General features: G+C 69.8%; 11 protein-coding genes. 6 read left to right on the top strand and 5 right to left on the bottom strand.

Annotated elements, in window-relative coordinates; genetic code table 11:
• Positions 1-331: 331 nt before the first annotated feature.
• Positions 332-1,381, bottom strand: a complete 1,050-nt coding sequence (locus ABDJ40_RS01535; protein ID WP_347605193.1) for a transporter — start codon at positions 1,379-1,381, stop codon at positions 332-334.
• Between the two features lie 167 nt (positions 1,382-1,548).
• On the opposite strand from ABDJ40_RS01535, the gene ABDJ40_RS01530 reads away from it, so the two are divergent.
• Genes ABDJ40_RS01530 through ABDJ40_RS01520 form a run of 3 tightly spaced genes read left to right on the top strand, consistent with a single transcriptional unit; the run spans position 1,549 to position 2,925 of the window.
• Positions 1,549-1,887 carry an NIPSNAP family protein gene (locus ABDJ40_RS01530; RefSeq protein ID WP_347605190.1) on the top strand — a complete coding sequence of 113 codons (339 nt, stop codon included), beginning with the start codon at positions 1,549-1,551 and terminating at the stop codon, positions 1,885-1,887.
• Positions 1,884-2,228 (top strand): antibiotic biosynthesis monooxygenase family protein, encoded by a 345-nt coding sequence (locus ABDJ40_RS01525; protein ID WP_347605187.1) that lies wholly within the window; start codon positions 1,884-1,886, stop codon positions 2,226-2,228. The genes ABDJ40_RS01530 and ABDJ40_RS01525 overlap by 4 nt, the downstream gene beginning before the upstream one ends.
• Positions 2,229-2,232: 4 nt before the next feature.
• On the top strand, positions 2,233-2,925 hold the full coding sequence (locus ABDJ40_RS01520) for an ArsR/SmtB family transcription factor (RefSeq protein WP_347605184.1): 693 nt from the start codon (positions 2,233-2,235) through the stop codon (positions 2,923-2,925).
• Positions 2,926-2,958: 33 nt separating this feature from the next.
• Here the strand turns inward: ABDJ40_RS01520 and ABDJ40_RS01515 are convergent, their stop codons facing one another.
• Positions 2,959-3,954, bottom strand: coding sequence for a sodium-dependent bicarbonate transport family permease (locus ABDJ40_RS01515; protein WP_347605181.1), 996 nt, complete (start codon positions 3,952-3,954; stop codon positions 2,959-2,961).
• 74 nt (positions 3,955-4,028) lie between these two features.
• On the opposite strand from ABDJ40_RS01515, the gene ABDJ40_RS01510 reads away from it, so the two are divergent.
• The gene (locus ABDJ40_RS01510; RefSeq protein WP_347605178.1) at positions 4,029-4,934 is read left to right on the top strand and encodes a LysR family transcriptional regulator; all 906 of its coding nucleotides are present in this window, start codon (positions 4,029-4,031) and stop codon (positions 4,932-4,934) included.
• A gap of 81 nt (positions 4,935-5,015) precedes the next feature.
• The gene (locus ABDJ40_RS01505; protein WP_347605175.1) at positions 5,016-5,573 is read left to right on the top strand and encodes a lipocalin family protein; all 558 of its coding nucleotides are present in this window, start codon (positions 5,016-5,018) and stop codon (positions 5,571-5,573) included.
• A gap of 7 nt (positions 5,574-5,580) precedes the next feature.
• On the opposite strand, the gene ABDJ40_RS01500 is transcribed toward ABDJ40_RS01505, so the two are convergent.
• Genes ABDJ40_RS01500 through ABDJ40_RS01490 form a run of 3 tightly spaced genes read right to left on the bottom strand, consistent with a single transcriptional unit; the run spans position 5,581 to position 9,612 of the window.
• The gene (locus ABDJ40_RS01500) at positions 5,581-6,126 is read right to left on the bottom strand and encodes an Lrp/AsnC family transcriptional regulator (protein ID WP_269632209.1); all 546 of its coding nucleotides are present in this window, start codon (positions 6,124-6,126) and stop codon (positions 5,581-5,583) included.
• A 52-nt stretch (positions 6,127-6,178) separates the two neighbouring features.
• Positions 6,179-8,299: a peptidase domain-containing ABC transporter gene (locus ABDJ40_RS01495; protein ID WP_347605172.1), complete on the bottom strand. Its 2,121-nt coding sequence runs from the start codon at positions 8,297-8,299 to the stop codon at positions 6,179-6,181.
• A complete protein-coding gene (locus ABDJ40_RS01490) occupies positions 8,296-9,612 on the bottom strand; it encodes an HlyD family secretion protein (protein WP_347605169.1) in 1,317 nt (438 codons plus the stop codon). The genes ABDJ40_RS01495 and ABDJ40_RS01490 overlap by 4 nt, the downstream gene beginning before the upstream one ends.
• Before the next feature lie 879 nt (positions 9,613-10,491).
• Between ABDJ40_RS01490 and ABDJ40_RS01485 the strand changes: the two genes are divergently transcribed.
• The gene (locus ABDJ40_RS01485; RefSeq protein WP_347605166.1) at positions 10,492-14,049 is read left to right on the top strand and encodes an indolepyruvate ferredoxin oxidoreductase family protein; all 3,558 of its coding nucleotides are present in this window, start codon (positions 10,492-10,494) and stop codon (positions 14,047-14,049) included.
• Positions 14,050-14,112 lie beyond the last annotated feature (63 nt).

Here is a 14,112-nt window from a genome sequence, read left to right as displayed (position 1 = left end):
CGATGCCGAGCCCCGGCACATCCTGCGGCATGAGGAGCACCGCAAGCCGCCCGCGGCGCGACCCCGGACCGCAGCCGGCGCCCTGCGCCGTGGCATTCGGTCACGCGAGGCAGGGGCGGGGCCACGGGGGGGCGGCAAGAAAGGCCGGACGACAGGCCGAAAGCGGTGTTCTGCGGCATGGTGGGGCTTGGAGAAGGAATGGCCGCATGCTCACCGATCCCGGTGACGGATGCTTGACCTGCCAGCGCTCCTGCGCCCGAACCTGCCAGGGATGGCAGGGTCCTCTGTCGTGCCTGCGCGTCACCGCACCGTCACGGCCGCCGGGCCCTGCTCAGCCGCCGTCGCGCGCCCCTCGCACCTGCCGCCGCACCAGCACCGTCGCCAGGCCGGTCAAGGCGGCGATGAGGGCCAGCATGATCCAGAAGCCCTGGCCGTGATCCGCCAGCGGAATGCCCCCCACATTCATGCCCAGCAGGCCCGACACGAGGTTGATGGGCAGGGCCAGCACCGTGACCACCGTCAGCGTGAACAGGCTGCGGTTGTTCTCCTCCGCCTGACGCGCCGCCGTCTCGTCCTGCATCAGCTTGATGCGTTCCTGCAGCGCAGCCGCATCGCGCAGCACCAGGGCGAACTCCTCGCTGGCACGCTGCAGCTGGGCGCGGTCCTCGTCCGTCGCCCAGGCGGGCGGGTGCGCGAGCGTGCGCGCCAGGGCGCTGGGCTCGGGCGCCAGCAGGCGCTGCAGCCGGACCAGCACGCGGCGCAGGTGCGCCACCTCGCCGGCATGGCGCGCATGGCGGCCCCGGAGCAGCTCGTCCTCGATGTCGTCGATGCGATCGGCCGTGCGGCGCACGATCGCCTGCAGCTCGTCGGCCTGGTCCTGCAGCAGGTGGTCCAGCAGGGCGATGGGCGAGCGCAGGCCCTCGCCCCGCTTGACGGCCATGCGCAGCCGGTCCACCGAGCGCAGCGGCTGGCGGCGCGCGCTCAACACGCAGCCCGGGCGCACGTGCACCCACAGCGTGGCGATGTCGTCCGGATCGAAGCTGAAGTCGAAGGTGACGTCGTTGACCACGGCGAACAGGGTCTCGCCCTGGCGCTCGATGCGCGTCGCACGCGAACCCTGCTGCATGGCGGCCAGCAGCTCGTCGTCCAGCATGCCGGCCTGGCGCAGCGTCTGGAGCGCACCGGCATGGCTCAGGTTCACGTGCAGCCACACAAAGCCGGGCGGCGCCTCGGCCAGCACCTGCGGCGAAGGCACCTGGCCCAGCGCGCTGGCCTGGCCGCCAGCGTCGAAACGGTAGGCGCAGATCAGGCCTTGCTCGCTGGCGCCATAAGAGGGGAGCTGGGCGGTGGCAGGAGCCGGGTTCGGGTTCTCGTTCGGCATGGTGGGCGCTTGGCGGACCGGCCAGCCTAGGGCCGGGCCATGTCCGCGCGATGACAGGGGCGGCGAAGGCGCCCGCAGGCCACGAGGAGCTGATGCTTCGGCCCGCGCCGAAGCATGGCCGCAGCGGCGGCCGGCAGCATGGGGGCTCTCGCAACATTGGAAATCCCATGGCCCTCACCTGCTTCATCCGCTACCAGATCGACCCCTTCCAGCGCGCCGCCTTCCAGGCTTACGCCGAGGCCTGGGGCCGCATCATCCCCCGCTGCGGCGGCCAGCTCATCGGCTACTTCCTGCCTCACGAGGGCAGCAATGACATCGCCTGGGGCCTCATCGGCTTCGAGGATCTCGCGGCCTACGAGCGCTACCGCGCGGCGCTGCGCCGCGATCCCGAAGGCCGCGCCAACTTCGAGGAGGCCCGCCAGCACCGCTTCATCCTGCGTGAGGAGCGCAGCTGGCTGGAGGACGTGGCCGCCACCCGGGACCGCGCCGCGGAGTGCCGGCCATGATCGCCGTCCTCTTCGAGCTGGAAGCCCTCCCGGGCCAGGCCGAGGCCTATCTCGCCCAGGCCGCGGCCCTGCAGTCGGTGCTGGCCGAGCAGGAGGGGCTGATCTCGGTGGAGCGCTTCCAGAGCCTCGGCCGCCCCGGCCGCTACCTCTCGCTGAGCCTGTGGCGCGACGAGGCCGCCGTGGCCCGCTGGCGCCAGCAGATGGACCATCGCGCGGCCCAGCGCCAGGGCCGCGGGCAGCTCTTTGCCGACTACCGCCTGCGCGTGGCCCAGGTCCTGCGCGACTACGGCCTGCACGACCGCGCGCAGGCGCCGCAGGACTCCCGGCATGCGTTAGGCTGAAGCCATGGCCGCTCTCGACACGGACCCTCCCCACGAACCCCGCATCGCCCGCGTGGCCGCTGCCATGGGCGATCCCGCGCGTTCGCGCATGCTGGCCTACCTGATGTCCGGCGCCTGCGCCAGCGCCGGCGAGCTGGCCCGCGCGGCCTCGGTCACGGCGGCCACGGCCAGTGGCCATCTCGGTCGGCTGATGGATGCGGGCCTGCTGCGCTGCGAGTCCCGCGGCCGGCACCGCTACTACCAGCTGGCCGGGCCGGAGGTGGCCCATGCGCTGGAGGCCCTGGCCCTGGTCGCCGAACGCGACAGCCACGCACGCCACTGGGCCGCCCCGGCCCGCCAGCGCCTGCGGGCGGCCCGCTGCTGCTACGGCCATCTGGCCGGCCAGCTGGGCGTGCAGTTGTACGAGCGCCTGCACGCGCTGCAAGGGCTGCAGGCGGTGCCGCAAGGTTTCGAGCTGACGGCTGCGGGCCGTGCCTGGCTGCAGGGCCTGGGCCTGCAGGCGCCGCTGCCCACGCGCCGGCGCTATGCCTATGCCTGCCTGGACTGGTCCGAGCGCCGCGACCACCTGGCCGGCCAGCTGGCCGAGTCCATCCTGGCCCACTGCCTGGCCCAGGGCTGGCTGCGGCGGGGCGAGGGCCGCTCGGTGGAGCTCACGCCGCCGGGCCTGCAGATCCTGCTGCCCCAGCTGACGGGCTGACGCCCCCGCCGCCGCCCTTCACCGCGTCTGGCCTCAGCCCAGCCAGGCTCGAGCGGCCCACTGGTACAGCGGGATGCCCAGCAGCAGGTTGAAGGGAAAGGTAACGCCCAGCGACAGGCCGATGTACACCGCCGGCCGGGCCTCGGGCACCGCGTGGCGCAGCACGGCGGGCACGGCGATGTAGGACGCACTGGCGGCCAGTACGGCCAGCAGGATGGCATCGGACACCGGCAGGTCGAGGGCCCCGGCCAGCAGCAGGGCCAGGCCGGCATGCAGCAGCGGCGCGCCCAGCGCATAGGCGAAGAGCGAGACCGGCAGGGCACGCAGCCCCGGCAGCTGGCGGGCGGTCAGCAGGCCCATGTCGAGCAGGAAGAAGGCCAGCAGACCCTTGAAGATCTCGCCGGTGAAGGGCTTCATCGCTGCAGCACCTGCCGGTCCGGTGATCCAGCCGATGGCCAGGGCGCCCAGCAGCAGCAGGGTGCCGCCCTCGGTCAGCGCCTCGCGCCAATGGCCGCCCCCGCCCGGCGCGAGCGCCGCCGTCGGCCCGCCCAGTGCCAGGGCACCGCCGGCCGGCACGGTGCTCGCCGCGCGGGCCCGCTGGCTGAGCATCAGGGCCAGGATGATGGCCGGCGACTCCATCAGGGCCATGGCCGCCGCCATGTGCCCGCCGGCTGGCTGTCCCTGCACCTCCAGCAGGTGGCTGGCGGTCACGAAGGTGACGGCACTGACGCTGCCGTAGGTCGCCGCCACGGCCAGGGCATCGTAGGGCGGCAGCCAGCGGCGCAGCAGCGGGAGGTCCAGCAGCGGCAGCAGCACGGCCAAGGCCATGGCACTGGCCAGGCCGGCGACGACGGTGCCGTTCAGGCCGGTCTGGTGCAGGGCGAATCCGCCCTTGAGCCCCAGGGCCATCAGCAGGTACAGCGACAGGAAGCGCGACAGCGGCGCCGGCACCTCGAGGTTGGAACGCAGCACCCCGGCCAGCAGGCCGAGGACGAAGAACAGCAGGGCGGGATCAAGAAGGGCATTCATGAGGCCTGGATGCTAGGGACATCAGACAATCATGGAAAATCAATTGTTCTGATGCTTTCCATCGACATTCATCGATGCATGCCACCTTCCGTCAGCTGAAGCTGCTGCTGGCCCTCGCCGAGACGGGCTCCATCACCGGTGCGGCTCGAGCCTGCCACGTCACGCAGCCCACGGTCTCCATGCAGCTCAAGGAGCTGTCCGAGGCTGCGGGGCTGCCGCTGTACGAGCAGTTCGGCAAGCGCCTGCAGCTCACCGAGGCGGGCGAGGCGGTGCTGGCCACGGCCCGCGCCTTGCAGTCCGAGTGGGAGGCGCTCGAGCAGCGCCTGGCCGGCCTGCGCGGCCTGCAGCACGGGCGCCTGCGCATCGCCCTGGCCAGCACGGCCAAGTACTTCGTGCCCCGCATGCTCGGCGCCTTCTGTGCCCGGCATCCGCAGGTGGACATCGCCCTGCAGGTGCTCAACCGCGACGGCGTGCTGCAGCGCATGCGGGCGCACCAGGACGACCTCTACATCCTCTCCATCCCGCCGCGCGGCCTGCCTCATGAGCGGGCCCATCTGCTGGACAACCCGCTGGTGCCGATCGCACCGCTGGGGCACGCACTCGCCGGGCGCGCGCGCGTGCGGCCGCAGCGCTTGCAGGAGGAGCCCTTCATCCTGCGCGAGGCCGGCTCCGGCACGCGGCTTGCCGGTGATGCCCATTTCGAGAAGCTGGGGCTGAGCCCGCGCGTGCGGCTGGAGCTGGGCAGCAACGAGGCGGTCAAGCAGTCGGTGGCGGCAGGCATGGGCCTGGGCCTGGTGTCCCGCCATGCCCTGTCGGCCGATCCGGCCAGCGAAGGCCTGGCCGTGCTGCAGGTGGACCGCTTCCCGGTGCGTTCGGCCTGGTCAGTGATGTGGCTGCCCGGCCAGCGCCTGAGCCCGCTGGCGCAAGCCTTTCTGCAGCATCTGCAGGGGCTGGCGGGCCATTGGGAAGTCCATTCCTGAGGCCGCCGGCGCAAGGCCGAGAATGCCGCGAGGACGAGGCACGGCGGCCAGCGTCCGAGCCATCATGTGAAGGAGGTCCCCATGCGTTCGATGATCCGCGTCCTGCTGATGCTGCCGGCCCTGTGCCTGGCCGGACTGTCCTTCGGGGCGGATGCGCCCCTGCCCACCGTGCCGCAAGTGGACCTGGCGCGCTACGCCGGCCGCTGGTACGAGATCGCGCGGCTGCCCAACCGCTTCCAGCGCCAGTGCGTGGCCGACACCCAGGCGCAGTACCGCCAGGACGGAAACCGCATCGAGGTGATCAACCGCTGCCGCACGGCCGACGGGGGCATGGACGACGTCCGCGGCCATGCCAAGGTGGTCCCGGATTCAGGCAATGCCCGTCTGCGGGTCACCTTCTTCTGGCCCTTCTACGGGGACTACTGGATCCTGGCGCTGGACGAGGGCTATACCGAGGTACTGGTCGGGGCGCCCGACCGGCGTTATGCCTGGGTCCTGGCCCGCGAACCCCAGCTGCCGGAGTCACGGCTGCAGGCCCTGCTGGACCGTGCGGCAGCGCTGGGCTTCGATCGCAGCGCCTTCCAGCGCACGCCGCAGAGCGCCACCATCACCACGGCCGGCCCCGGCGACGGCCGCTGAGGCTCCATCAGGGCTTCAGGTGCCCCAGCGGCACGCCGCCGCCGGCCTTGACCTCGCCCAGCGAAAAGCTCGTGTGCACGTCCTTGACGTTGGGCAGGTTGAGCAGCGTGTCGATGGTGAAGCGGCTGAAGGCGTCGAGGTCCGTGGCCAGCACCTGCAGCTCGAAGGTGCCGGCGCCGGAGATGTAGTGGCAGGAGATCACCTCGGGCAGCTGGCAGATGGCCTCTTCCAGCACCTTGGTCGCCGAGGCGTTGTTGCGGTCGGCGTCCAGGCGCACGAAGGCCAGCACACCCAGGCCCAGGCGCCGGCGGTCCAGCTCGGCGCGGTAGCCGGTGATGTAGCCCTGCTCCTCCAGCCACTTGACCCGCCGCCAGGTGGGCGCCGTGGACAGGCCGATGCGGCTGGCCAGCTCCGCATTGGACAGGCGCGCGTCGCGCTGCAGCTCGGCCAGGATGGCCACATGCCAGCGGTCCAGGCGCTCGCCCTGCGGGTCCTCGGACTCCGGCGCAGGCAGGCGTCCGCGGGTGGCGAGAGAGGCATTGGTCTTGGTCATGGCTCGGCAGGCTGGCAGCGGAGCACCCATCCTACTGGAGGAGTGCGACGCCTCAGAGGGCTGCCGTGCTGTCCGCCGGCCCGTTGCTCACCTGGCGCGCCAGCTCCAGCACCTGCCCCTCGCGCACCTGCACCACGCGCTGGGCGCCTGCGATGGTCTCGGGTCGGTGGGCGATGACCAGGCGCGTCAGCTTCATCTGCGCCAGCGCCGCCGTGACGGCACGCTCATTGGCGATGTCCAGGTGGCTGGTCGCCTCGTCCAGGGCCAGCACGCGCGGCTGCTTGTAGAGGGCGCGGGCCAGCAGGAGACGCTGCTTCTGGCCGCCGGACAGGCCCGAACCGAGGTCGCCCACCAGGGTCTGGTAGCCCATGGGCATGCGGCGGATGTCCTCATGCAGCTGGGCCAGGGCCGCGCAATGCTCGATGCGATCGCGGTCCGGATGGCTGTCGAAGAAGCTGATGTTGTCGGCCAGGCTGCCCGTCAGGAGGGCGTCCTCCTGCATGACAGTGCCGATCTGGCGGCGGAAGTTGCGCACGCCCAGGTGGCGCACCGGCACGCCGCCGTAGAGCACCTCGCCCTCGGTGGGCGGCAGCAGGCCCAGCAGGATCTTCAGCAGGGTGGTCTTGCCCGCGCCGCTGGGGCCGGTGACGGCCACGTTCTCGCCGGCCTCCACCTTGAAGCTGGCGTCCTTGAGGATCCAGGGCTCGCCCTCGGCATAGCGGAAGGACACCTTGCGCAGTTCCAGCGAGGGCGCCAGGTGGTCCAGCTCGCTGTGCGGGACATCGTCCTGCTCGGGCGCTTCCAGGACGATGTCGGCCAGGCGCTCGCCATGCAGGGACAGCATGCGCAGCTCCACGCCGTAGTCGATCAGCTTGCCCACGCGGCTGGTGAACTGGCTCTTGTAGCTGACGAAGGCGAAGAGCATGCCCACCGTCAGCGCGACCGCGTGGTTCTGCTGGCCTTGCAGGATGGTGCGGGCGCCCAGCCACAGCACCGCCAGGTTCTCCAGGCCGAAGATCAGCGTGTTGGCGGTCTGGAAGGCCATGCTCATCTTGGCCGTGCGCACGTCGCGGTTCTGCACGTCGACGATGAGGTTCTGCCAGCGCGCGCGGCGCTCGTCCTCGCGGCCATAGAGCTTCAGCGGCGTGATGGCGCGCAGGGTCTCCAGGAAGTGCGTGTTCTCCTTGGCGGCAATGATCAGGCGTTCGGCGGAGGCATCGCGAAAGGGCCGGTAGGCCACCCAGCGCAGGGCGCCGTAGGCCGCCACCGCGCCCAGCACGATGGCGGTCAGCGGCACGGAATAGAGCAGCATCATGGCCAGCGCGATCAGGGCCATCAGCCCATCCAGCACGGCTTCGATGGCCGCGGTGGTGAGGCTGCGCTGGATCGCGTTGACGGCGCCGAAGCGCGAGGTGATGTCGCCCAGGTGGCGCTTCTCGAAAAACGCGGTGGGCAGGCGGATCAGGTGGGCAAAGACATTGGACTGCCACTGCAGCGCCAGGGTCTGGCTCAGCAGCACCACCATCCAGGAGCGGCCCAGGGACAGCGCGGTCTGGATCAGCAGCAGCAGGCCGAAGCCCAGCACCAGCACGCCCAGCAGCTCGGCGTCTCCGCTGCTGAGCACCTCGTCCACCACCAGCTGGTTGAACAGCGGCGCGACGACGGCAAAGGCCTCCAGCACCACCGCCACCGCCAGGATCTGCAGCAGCGAGCGCTTGAGGCCGCTGACCTTGCCCGTGAGCGAACCCAGCGAGAGGCGGGGCGCCTGCTTCGCGGGCTTGAAGTCGGCATTGGGCGTCAGCTCCAGGGCCACGCCGGTGAAGTGGCTGGACATCTCCGCCAGGCTCAGGCGGCGCTCGCCGATGGCCGGATCCAGCACCACGCAAGACCTGGCACCGACCTTCTTGAGCACCACGAAATGGTTGAGGTCCCAGTGCAGGACGCAGGGCAGGCTCAGCTGGCCCAGGTGCTCCATCTCCAGCTTGAGGGGGCGCGCCGAGAAGCCCAGGGCCCCGGCATGGCTGATGAGGCTGGCCAGCTTGGCGCCCTTCAGCGAGATGGGGAAGCGCCGGCGCAGCTCGCCCAGGTCCTGGCCCAGGCCATGATGGCTCGCGACCATGGCCAGGCAGGCCAGGCCGCATTCGGCGGCTTCGGATTGCAGGAAGAGTTTCATCGCGGGGCCCCGGCTTTCTGCGGCGCGGGGCTGCCGTCCTCAGGCGTGTTCACGAAAGGCGCCAGGCCGGACACGGCCAGGACGGGCTCCATCACCCATTCCCAGACCTTCTGGCGCTGCTGCAGCACGTCGGCGTCCAGGCTCATGCCCGGCTTCAGCGGCAGGGTCGCGCCATAGGCCTGCACGTCCTGGCGGTCCAGGGCCACGCGGATGCGGTACAGCGGCTCGCCCGACTGGCCCGCGGCCTGCAGCGCCTGGCTCTGCCCGGTGGGCAGCTCCTGCGCTGACAGCGGCGCCTGGCTGACCGCCACCACGCGGCCGCGCGCCATGCCGAACTTCTGGTAGGGGTAGGCGGCATAGCGCAGCCACACCTGCTGGCCCGGCTGGACGAAGCCGCTGGTGCGGCTGGGCGCGAAGAGCTGGGCCTCCAGCGCCTGGTCGCCCCGGCCCTCGCCGGCCTGGGGCACCAGGCTCAGCAAGGCCTGCCCCTCCAGGACCGACTGCCCCGCATGCAGGGACAGCGTGGCCACGCGCCCGGCCTGGGGGGCCTGCACCAGCGCGGCGCCGCGGGCCTCGTTCTCGTTGGCTTCCTGCGAGAGGCTGGCGAGGTTGCGGTCGACCAGGGCCAGCGCACTGCGCAGGCTGGTCTCGTTGGCGGTGAGGTCGGCGCGCACGGCCTGGGCATCGCGCTGCAGGGCCTGGAGATTGCGCTCGGCGCTGCGCTCGCGCATCTGCAGATCCAGCAGCTCTTCCTGCTTCTGCTGGACCTGGGCGGCCGAGACATAGCCGCTGCGCGCCAGCTCGTTGAAGCGATCGACGCTCTTCTGCGCCAGCTGGGCGCGCTGGCGGCTGGAGTCCAGCTCGCCCTGGGCCTGGCGCTCCTCGGACTGCAGGCTGCGCAGGCGGTCGTTCAGCGCATCGGCGCGCTGGCGGGCCTGCTGCTGCTGCAGGAGGCGCTCGGTGTCCAGGCTCTGACGGCGCTGGGCCAGGGCCTGGGCATTGAGCAGGGCCACGTCGCCCTGCGCCAGGCGGCGCTCCGAGCGGATCTTCAGCAGGGGCTGACCGGCCTGAACCTCATCGCCCTCCTTCACCAGCAGCTCGGCCACGGTGCCGGCCTGCGGCGCGGTGACGCCGATCAGCCCGCCCGTGGGCAGCAGCACACCGGAGACACGCGCCTTGCGGCTGATCTCGCCCAGCAGCGCAAAGGCCAGCAGCCCGGCCAGCAGGGCCAGGGCGATGCCCGTCAGCCAGGCAAAGCTGGGCGGGCGGCCGATGCGGATGGAGCCCAGCCACTGGGTGGACTGGACTTGCATCACTTCGGTTCTGAACAGGGTCTCCCTCATCCGGCTCACGCTCGTTCTTTGGAATGGAATCTGGCCGCCGGCCAGGCGCAACATCATCGACGCGGCCGGACCGCTTGCCTAGAGAGACTTTGCCACTCTCCATGGCCATGGCGATGAATCCAGCCGGCGCTCAGGGGGTCAGGGCGGCGTTCGAGGTGCACGCCAGCAGCGCCGGGTGCGCGACAAGGGCCTGTCCACCCGGCTGACATCCCAGGCAGGCGGCAGACCACGCCTCTGGCCGGACGCGTCATCCAGCAAGCCGTGCGATGCAGCCTTCCAAACGCCCGCATGCAATGTGGCAAAAATAAAAGGCCCGACCCATCACGGGCCGGGCCTCTCCAGTTTCTCCCCGAGCAGTGCCTGATGCACCGCGCGATCCTCGTTGCTTTCTCTTCAGCCGGTGCGTCGCCTCTGTATCGAAACGTCCGCCTTTGTTCGAGTAGCGGCAGGTTATCCCAGTTTCACGGGACAGCCACCTGACATATCTATCAGGTGCCTTAAGTCATGCGCGCCGCGATGCGCCGGCCCGACGAGCGCCGGACGGCCAGCTTTCAGCCGCAGCACAGGCCTTCGGACTCCGGGTTTTTCCCTCTATTGCGATTGAGCGATCAAGACATTTCCCAATTGAACCAGAAGCCACCATCTTCATGCCAGACAAGGGCTTGACTGCGCAAACTTAGAAAAGACACACCCACCCTCTTTCCCTACACTCCCTCCCCGGCCCATACTGCAGCCACCCCCCGGAAGGTCCGGCGGCCACAAGCCGCCTGCACATGCACCTCCTGATGCGAGGTGATGCCGGACCTGGTCCACCCTCTCTTCGGCACCCCCTCTCGGAGTACCCCTCGCATGAATGCACCGCTGCCCGAACACATCCTGCGCGCGCTGGAAAAGGTCACCCTGGACGACAAGTACGCGCTCGACCGCGGTCGTGCCTTCATGAGCGGCGTGCAGGCCCTGGTGCGCCTGCCCATGCTGCAACGCACGCGGGACGCGATGAACGGGCTGAACACCGCCGGCTTCGTCTCGGGCTACCGGGGCTCGCCGCTGGGCGGCTACGACCAGGCCCTGATGGCCGCCAAGAAGCACCTGGCCAAGCAGAACATCGTGTTCCAGCCGGGCGTCAACGAGGAGCTGGGCGCCACCGCCGTGTGGGGCACGCAGCAGCTGGACCTGTTCAAGGAGAAGGCGAAGTTCGACGGCGTCTTCGGCCTCTGGTACGGCAAGGGCCCGGGCGTGGACCGCTGCATCGACGTCTTCAAGCACGCCAACATGGCCGGCACCTCCAAGCACGGCGGCGTGATCGCCATCGCGGGTGACGACCACATCTCCAAGAGCTCCACCGCTGCCCACCAGAGCGACCACGTCTTCAAGGCCGCGGGCTTCCCGGTGTTCTTCCCGTCCAGCGTGCAGGACATCCTGGACATGGGCCTGCACGCCATCGCCATGAGCCGCTTCTCGGGCCTGTGGTCCGGCATGAAGACCATCCAGGAGATCGTGGAATCGGGCGCCAGCGTCAGCGTGGACCCGGACCGGGTCAACATCATCACGCCGGACGACTTCCCCATGCCGGCCGGCGGCCTGCACATCCGCTGGCCCGATCCGCCCCTGGACCAGGAAGCGCGGATGATGGACCACAAGTGGTACGCCGCCCTGGCCTATGTGCGCGCCAACAAGCTCAACTACAACGTCATCGCCACGCCCAACGACCGCCTGGGCCTGATCGCCTCCGGCAAGGCCTGGAACGACACCCGCCAGGCCCTGCACGACCTCGGCCTGGATGACGACACCTGCCGCCGCCTGGGCATCCGCCTGCACAAGGTCAATGTGGTGTGGCCGCTGGAGGCCAACATCACCCGCGACTTCGCGACCGGCCTGCAGGAGATCCTCGTGATCGAGGAGAAGCGCCAGGTCATCGAGTACCAGATCAAGGAGCAGCTCTACAACTGGCGCTCCGACGTGCGCCCGCACGTGCTGGGCAAGTTCGATGACGACGCCGAGGGCGGCATGGGCGGCGAATGGGGCCTGCCCAATCCCAGCAAGAACTGGCTGCTGCGCCCGCAGGCCGACCTGACCCCAGCCCTCATCGCCCGCGCCATTGCCAAGCGGCTGAAGAAGCTGGGCGTGGATGCCGACATCGCCGCCCGCCTGGATGCGCGCGTGGCCGTCATCGACGCCAAGGAGAACGCGCTGAAGGCCGAGGAAAAGGCCGCCGGCGGCGCCGACCGCACGCCCTGGTTCTGCTCCGGCTGCCCGCACAACACCTCCACCCGCGTGCCCGAAGGCTCGCGCGCCGTGGGCGGCATCGGCTGCCACTACATGGTCACCTGGATGCCGGGCCGCAACACCGCCACCTTCACACAGATGGGCGGCGAGGGCGTGCCCTGGACCGGCCAGCAGTGGTTCACCAACGAGAAGCACATCTTCTCGAACCTGGGCGACGGCACCTACTTCCACTCGGGCATCCTGGCCATCCGCCAGAGCATCGCCTCGGGCGTGAACATCACCTACAAGATCCTCTACAACGACGCCGTCGCCATGACGGGCGGCCAGCAGGTTGGCGAGCGCGCCGAGGGCCACACGGTGCTGCAGATCATGCAGAGCCTGATCTCGGAAGGCGTGAAGAAGCTGGTGATCGTCACGGACGAGCCCGAGAAGTACAACGGCGTGGCGCTGCTGGCCGGCGTCACCGTGCACCACCGCGACGAGCTGGACCGCATCCAGCGCGAGTTCCGCGAGATCGCCGGCACCACGGCCATCATCTACGACCAGACCTGCGCCACCGAAAAGCGCCGCCGCCGCAAGCGCGGCAAGCTGGTCGACCCGGCCAAGCGCACGGTGATCAACGAGCTGGTCTGCGAGGGCTGCGGCGACTGCTCCATCCAGTCCAACTGCCTCTCGATCGAGCCGCTGGAAACTGACTTCGGCCGCAAGCGCCAGATCAACCAGAACACCTGCAACAAGGACTTCAGCTGCGTGAAGGGCTTCTGCCCGAGCTTCGTCACCATCGAGGGCGGCGAGCTCAAGAAGCCGAAGAAGGACAAGCGCATCTCACCCTTCGATGCCAAGCTGGGCGAGCTGCCCCAGCCCGTGATTCCCAACGCCGAGGAGGCCTGGGGCATCGTGGTGGCCGGCGTGGGCGGCACGGGCGTGATCACCATCGGCCAGCTGCTGGGCATGGCCGCCCATCTGGAAGGCAAGGGCGTCATCACGCAGGACGCCGCGGGCCTGGCCCAGAAGGGCGGTGCGACCTGGAGCCACATCCAGATCGCCAACAAGGCGGAAGACATCCACTGCACCAAGGTCGGCACGGCCGAGGCGCAGCTGGTGATCGCCTGCGATTCCATCGTGGCCGCCAACAAGACCACGCTGGCCGTCATGCGTGAAGGCCGCACCTTCGTCGCGCTGAACACGCATGGCTCGCCCACCGCGACCCTCGTGAACAACGCCGACTGGTCCTTCCCCGGCGCCTCCTGCGAAGCCGCCGTGGCCAAGGCCGTGGGGACCGATCACTTCCGCGCCTTCGACGCGGAAGACGTGGCCGTCAAGCTGCTGGGCGACTCGCTCTACACCAACCCGCTGATGCTGGGCTACGCCTGGCAGCAGGGCCGGGTGCCCCTCAGCTACGCCGCCCTGATGCGTGCGATCGAGCTCAACGGCGTGCAGATCGACAACAACAAGGCCGCCTTCGAATGGGGCCGCCGCTGCGCCCATGACCTGGCCGCGGTCCAGTCGCTGTTCGCCGCCCAGCAGGTCATCAACATCGTCAAGCGCGACAGCCTGGACGAGATGATCACCAAGCGCGTGGCCTTCCTCACGGACTATCAGAACGCCGCCTACGCCGCGCAGTACCAGGCCTTCGTCGAGAAGGTCCGCGCCGCGGAGAAGCCGCTGAACAGCACGCGCCTGTCCGAGGCCGTGGCCCGCTATCTGTTCAAGCTGATGGCCTACAAGGACGAGTACGAGGTCGCCCGCCTGCACAGCGACCGGAAGTTCGTCGAGAAGATCGCATCTCAGTTCGAGGGCGACTACAAGATCGTCCACCACCTGGCCCCGCCCCTGCTGGCCAAGAAGAACGAGAAGGGTGAGCTGGTCAAGCAGCAGATGGGCAGCTGGATTCGCCCGGCCTTCGGCGTGCTGGCCAAGCTGAAGGGCCTGCGCGGCACGGCGCTGGACATCTTCGGCTACACCGCCGAACGCAGGATGGAGCGCCAGCTGATCCAGGACTACCGCGCCAGCATCGAGCAGATCCTGGCCAAGGGCCTGACGGCCGAGCGCCTCGCCCTGGCCTCGGACATCGCGCGCATCCCGGAAGAGATCCGCGGCTACGGCCACGTGAAAGAGCGCCATGTGCACGCCGCCCGCGCCAAGTGGGACGGCCTGATGAAGCAGTGGCAGGCTGCCTGATCAACGCCTGATCAAGCCCCATGAAGAAAGCCCGCAGGCCGGAAGGCCTGCGGGCTTTGTCTT

Source organism: Roseateles flavus, from assembly GCF_039872765.1.
In the GTDB taxonomy this organism is placed as follows: Bacteria; Pseudomonadota; Gammaproteobacteria; order Burkholderiales; family Burkholderiaceae_C; genus Roseateles_B; species Roseateles_B flavus.
This window is presented reverse-complemented; position numbering and strand designations above follow the sequence as displayed.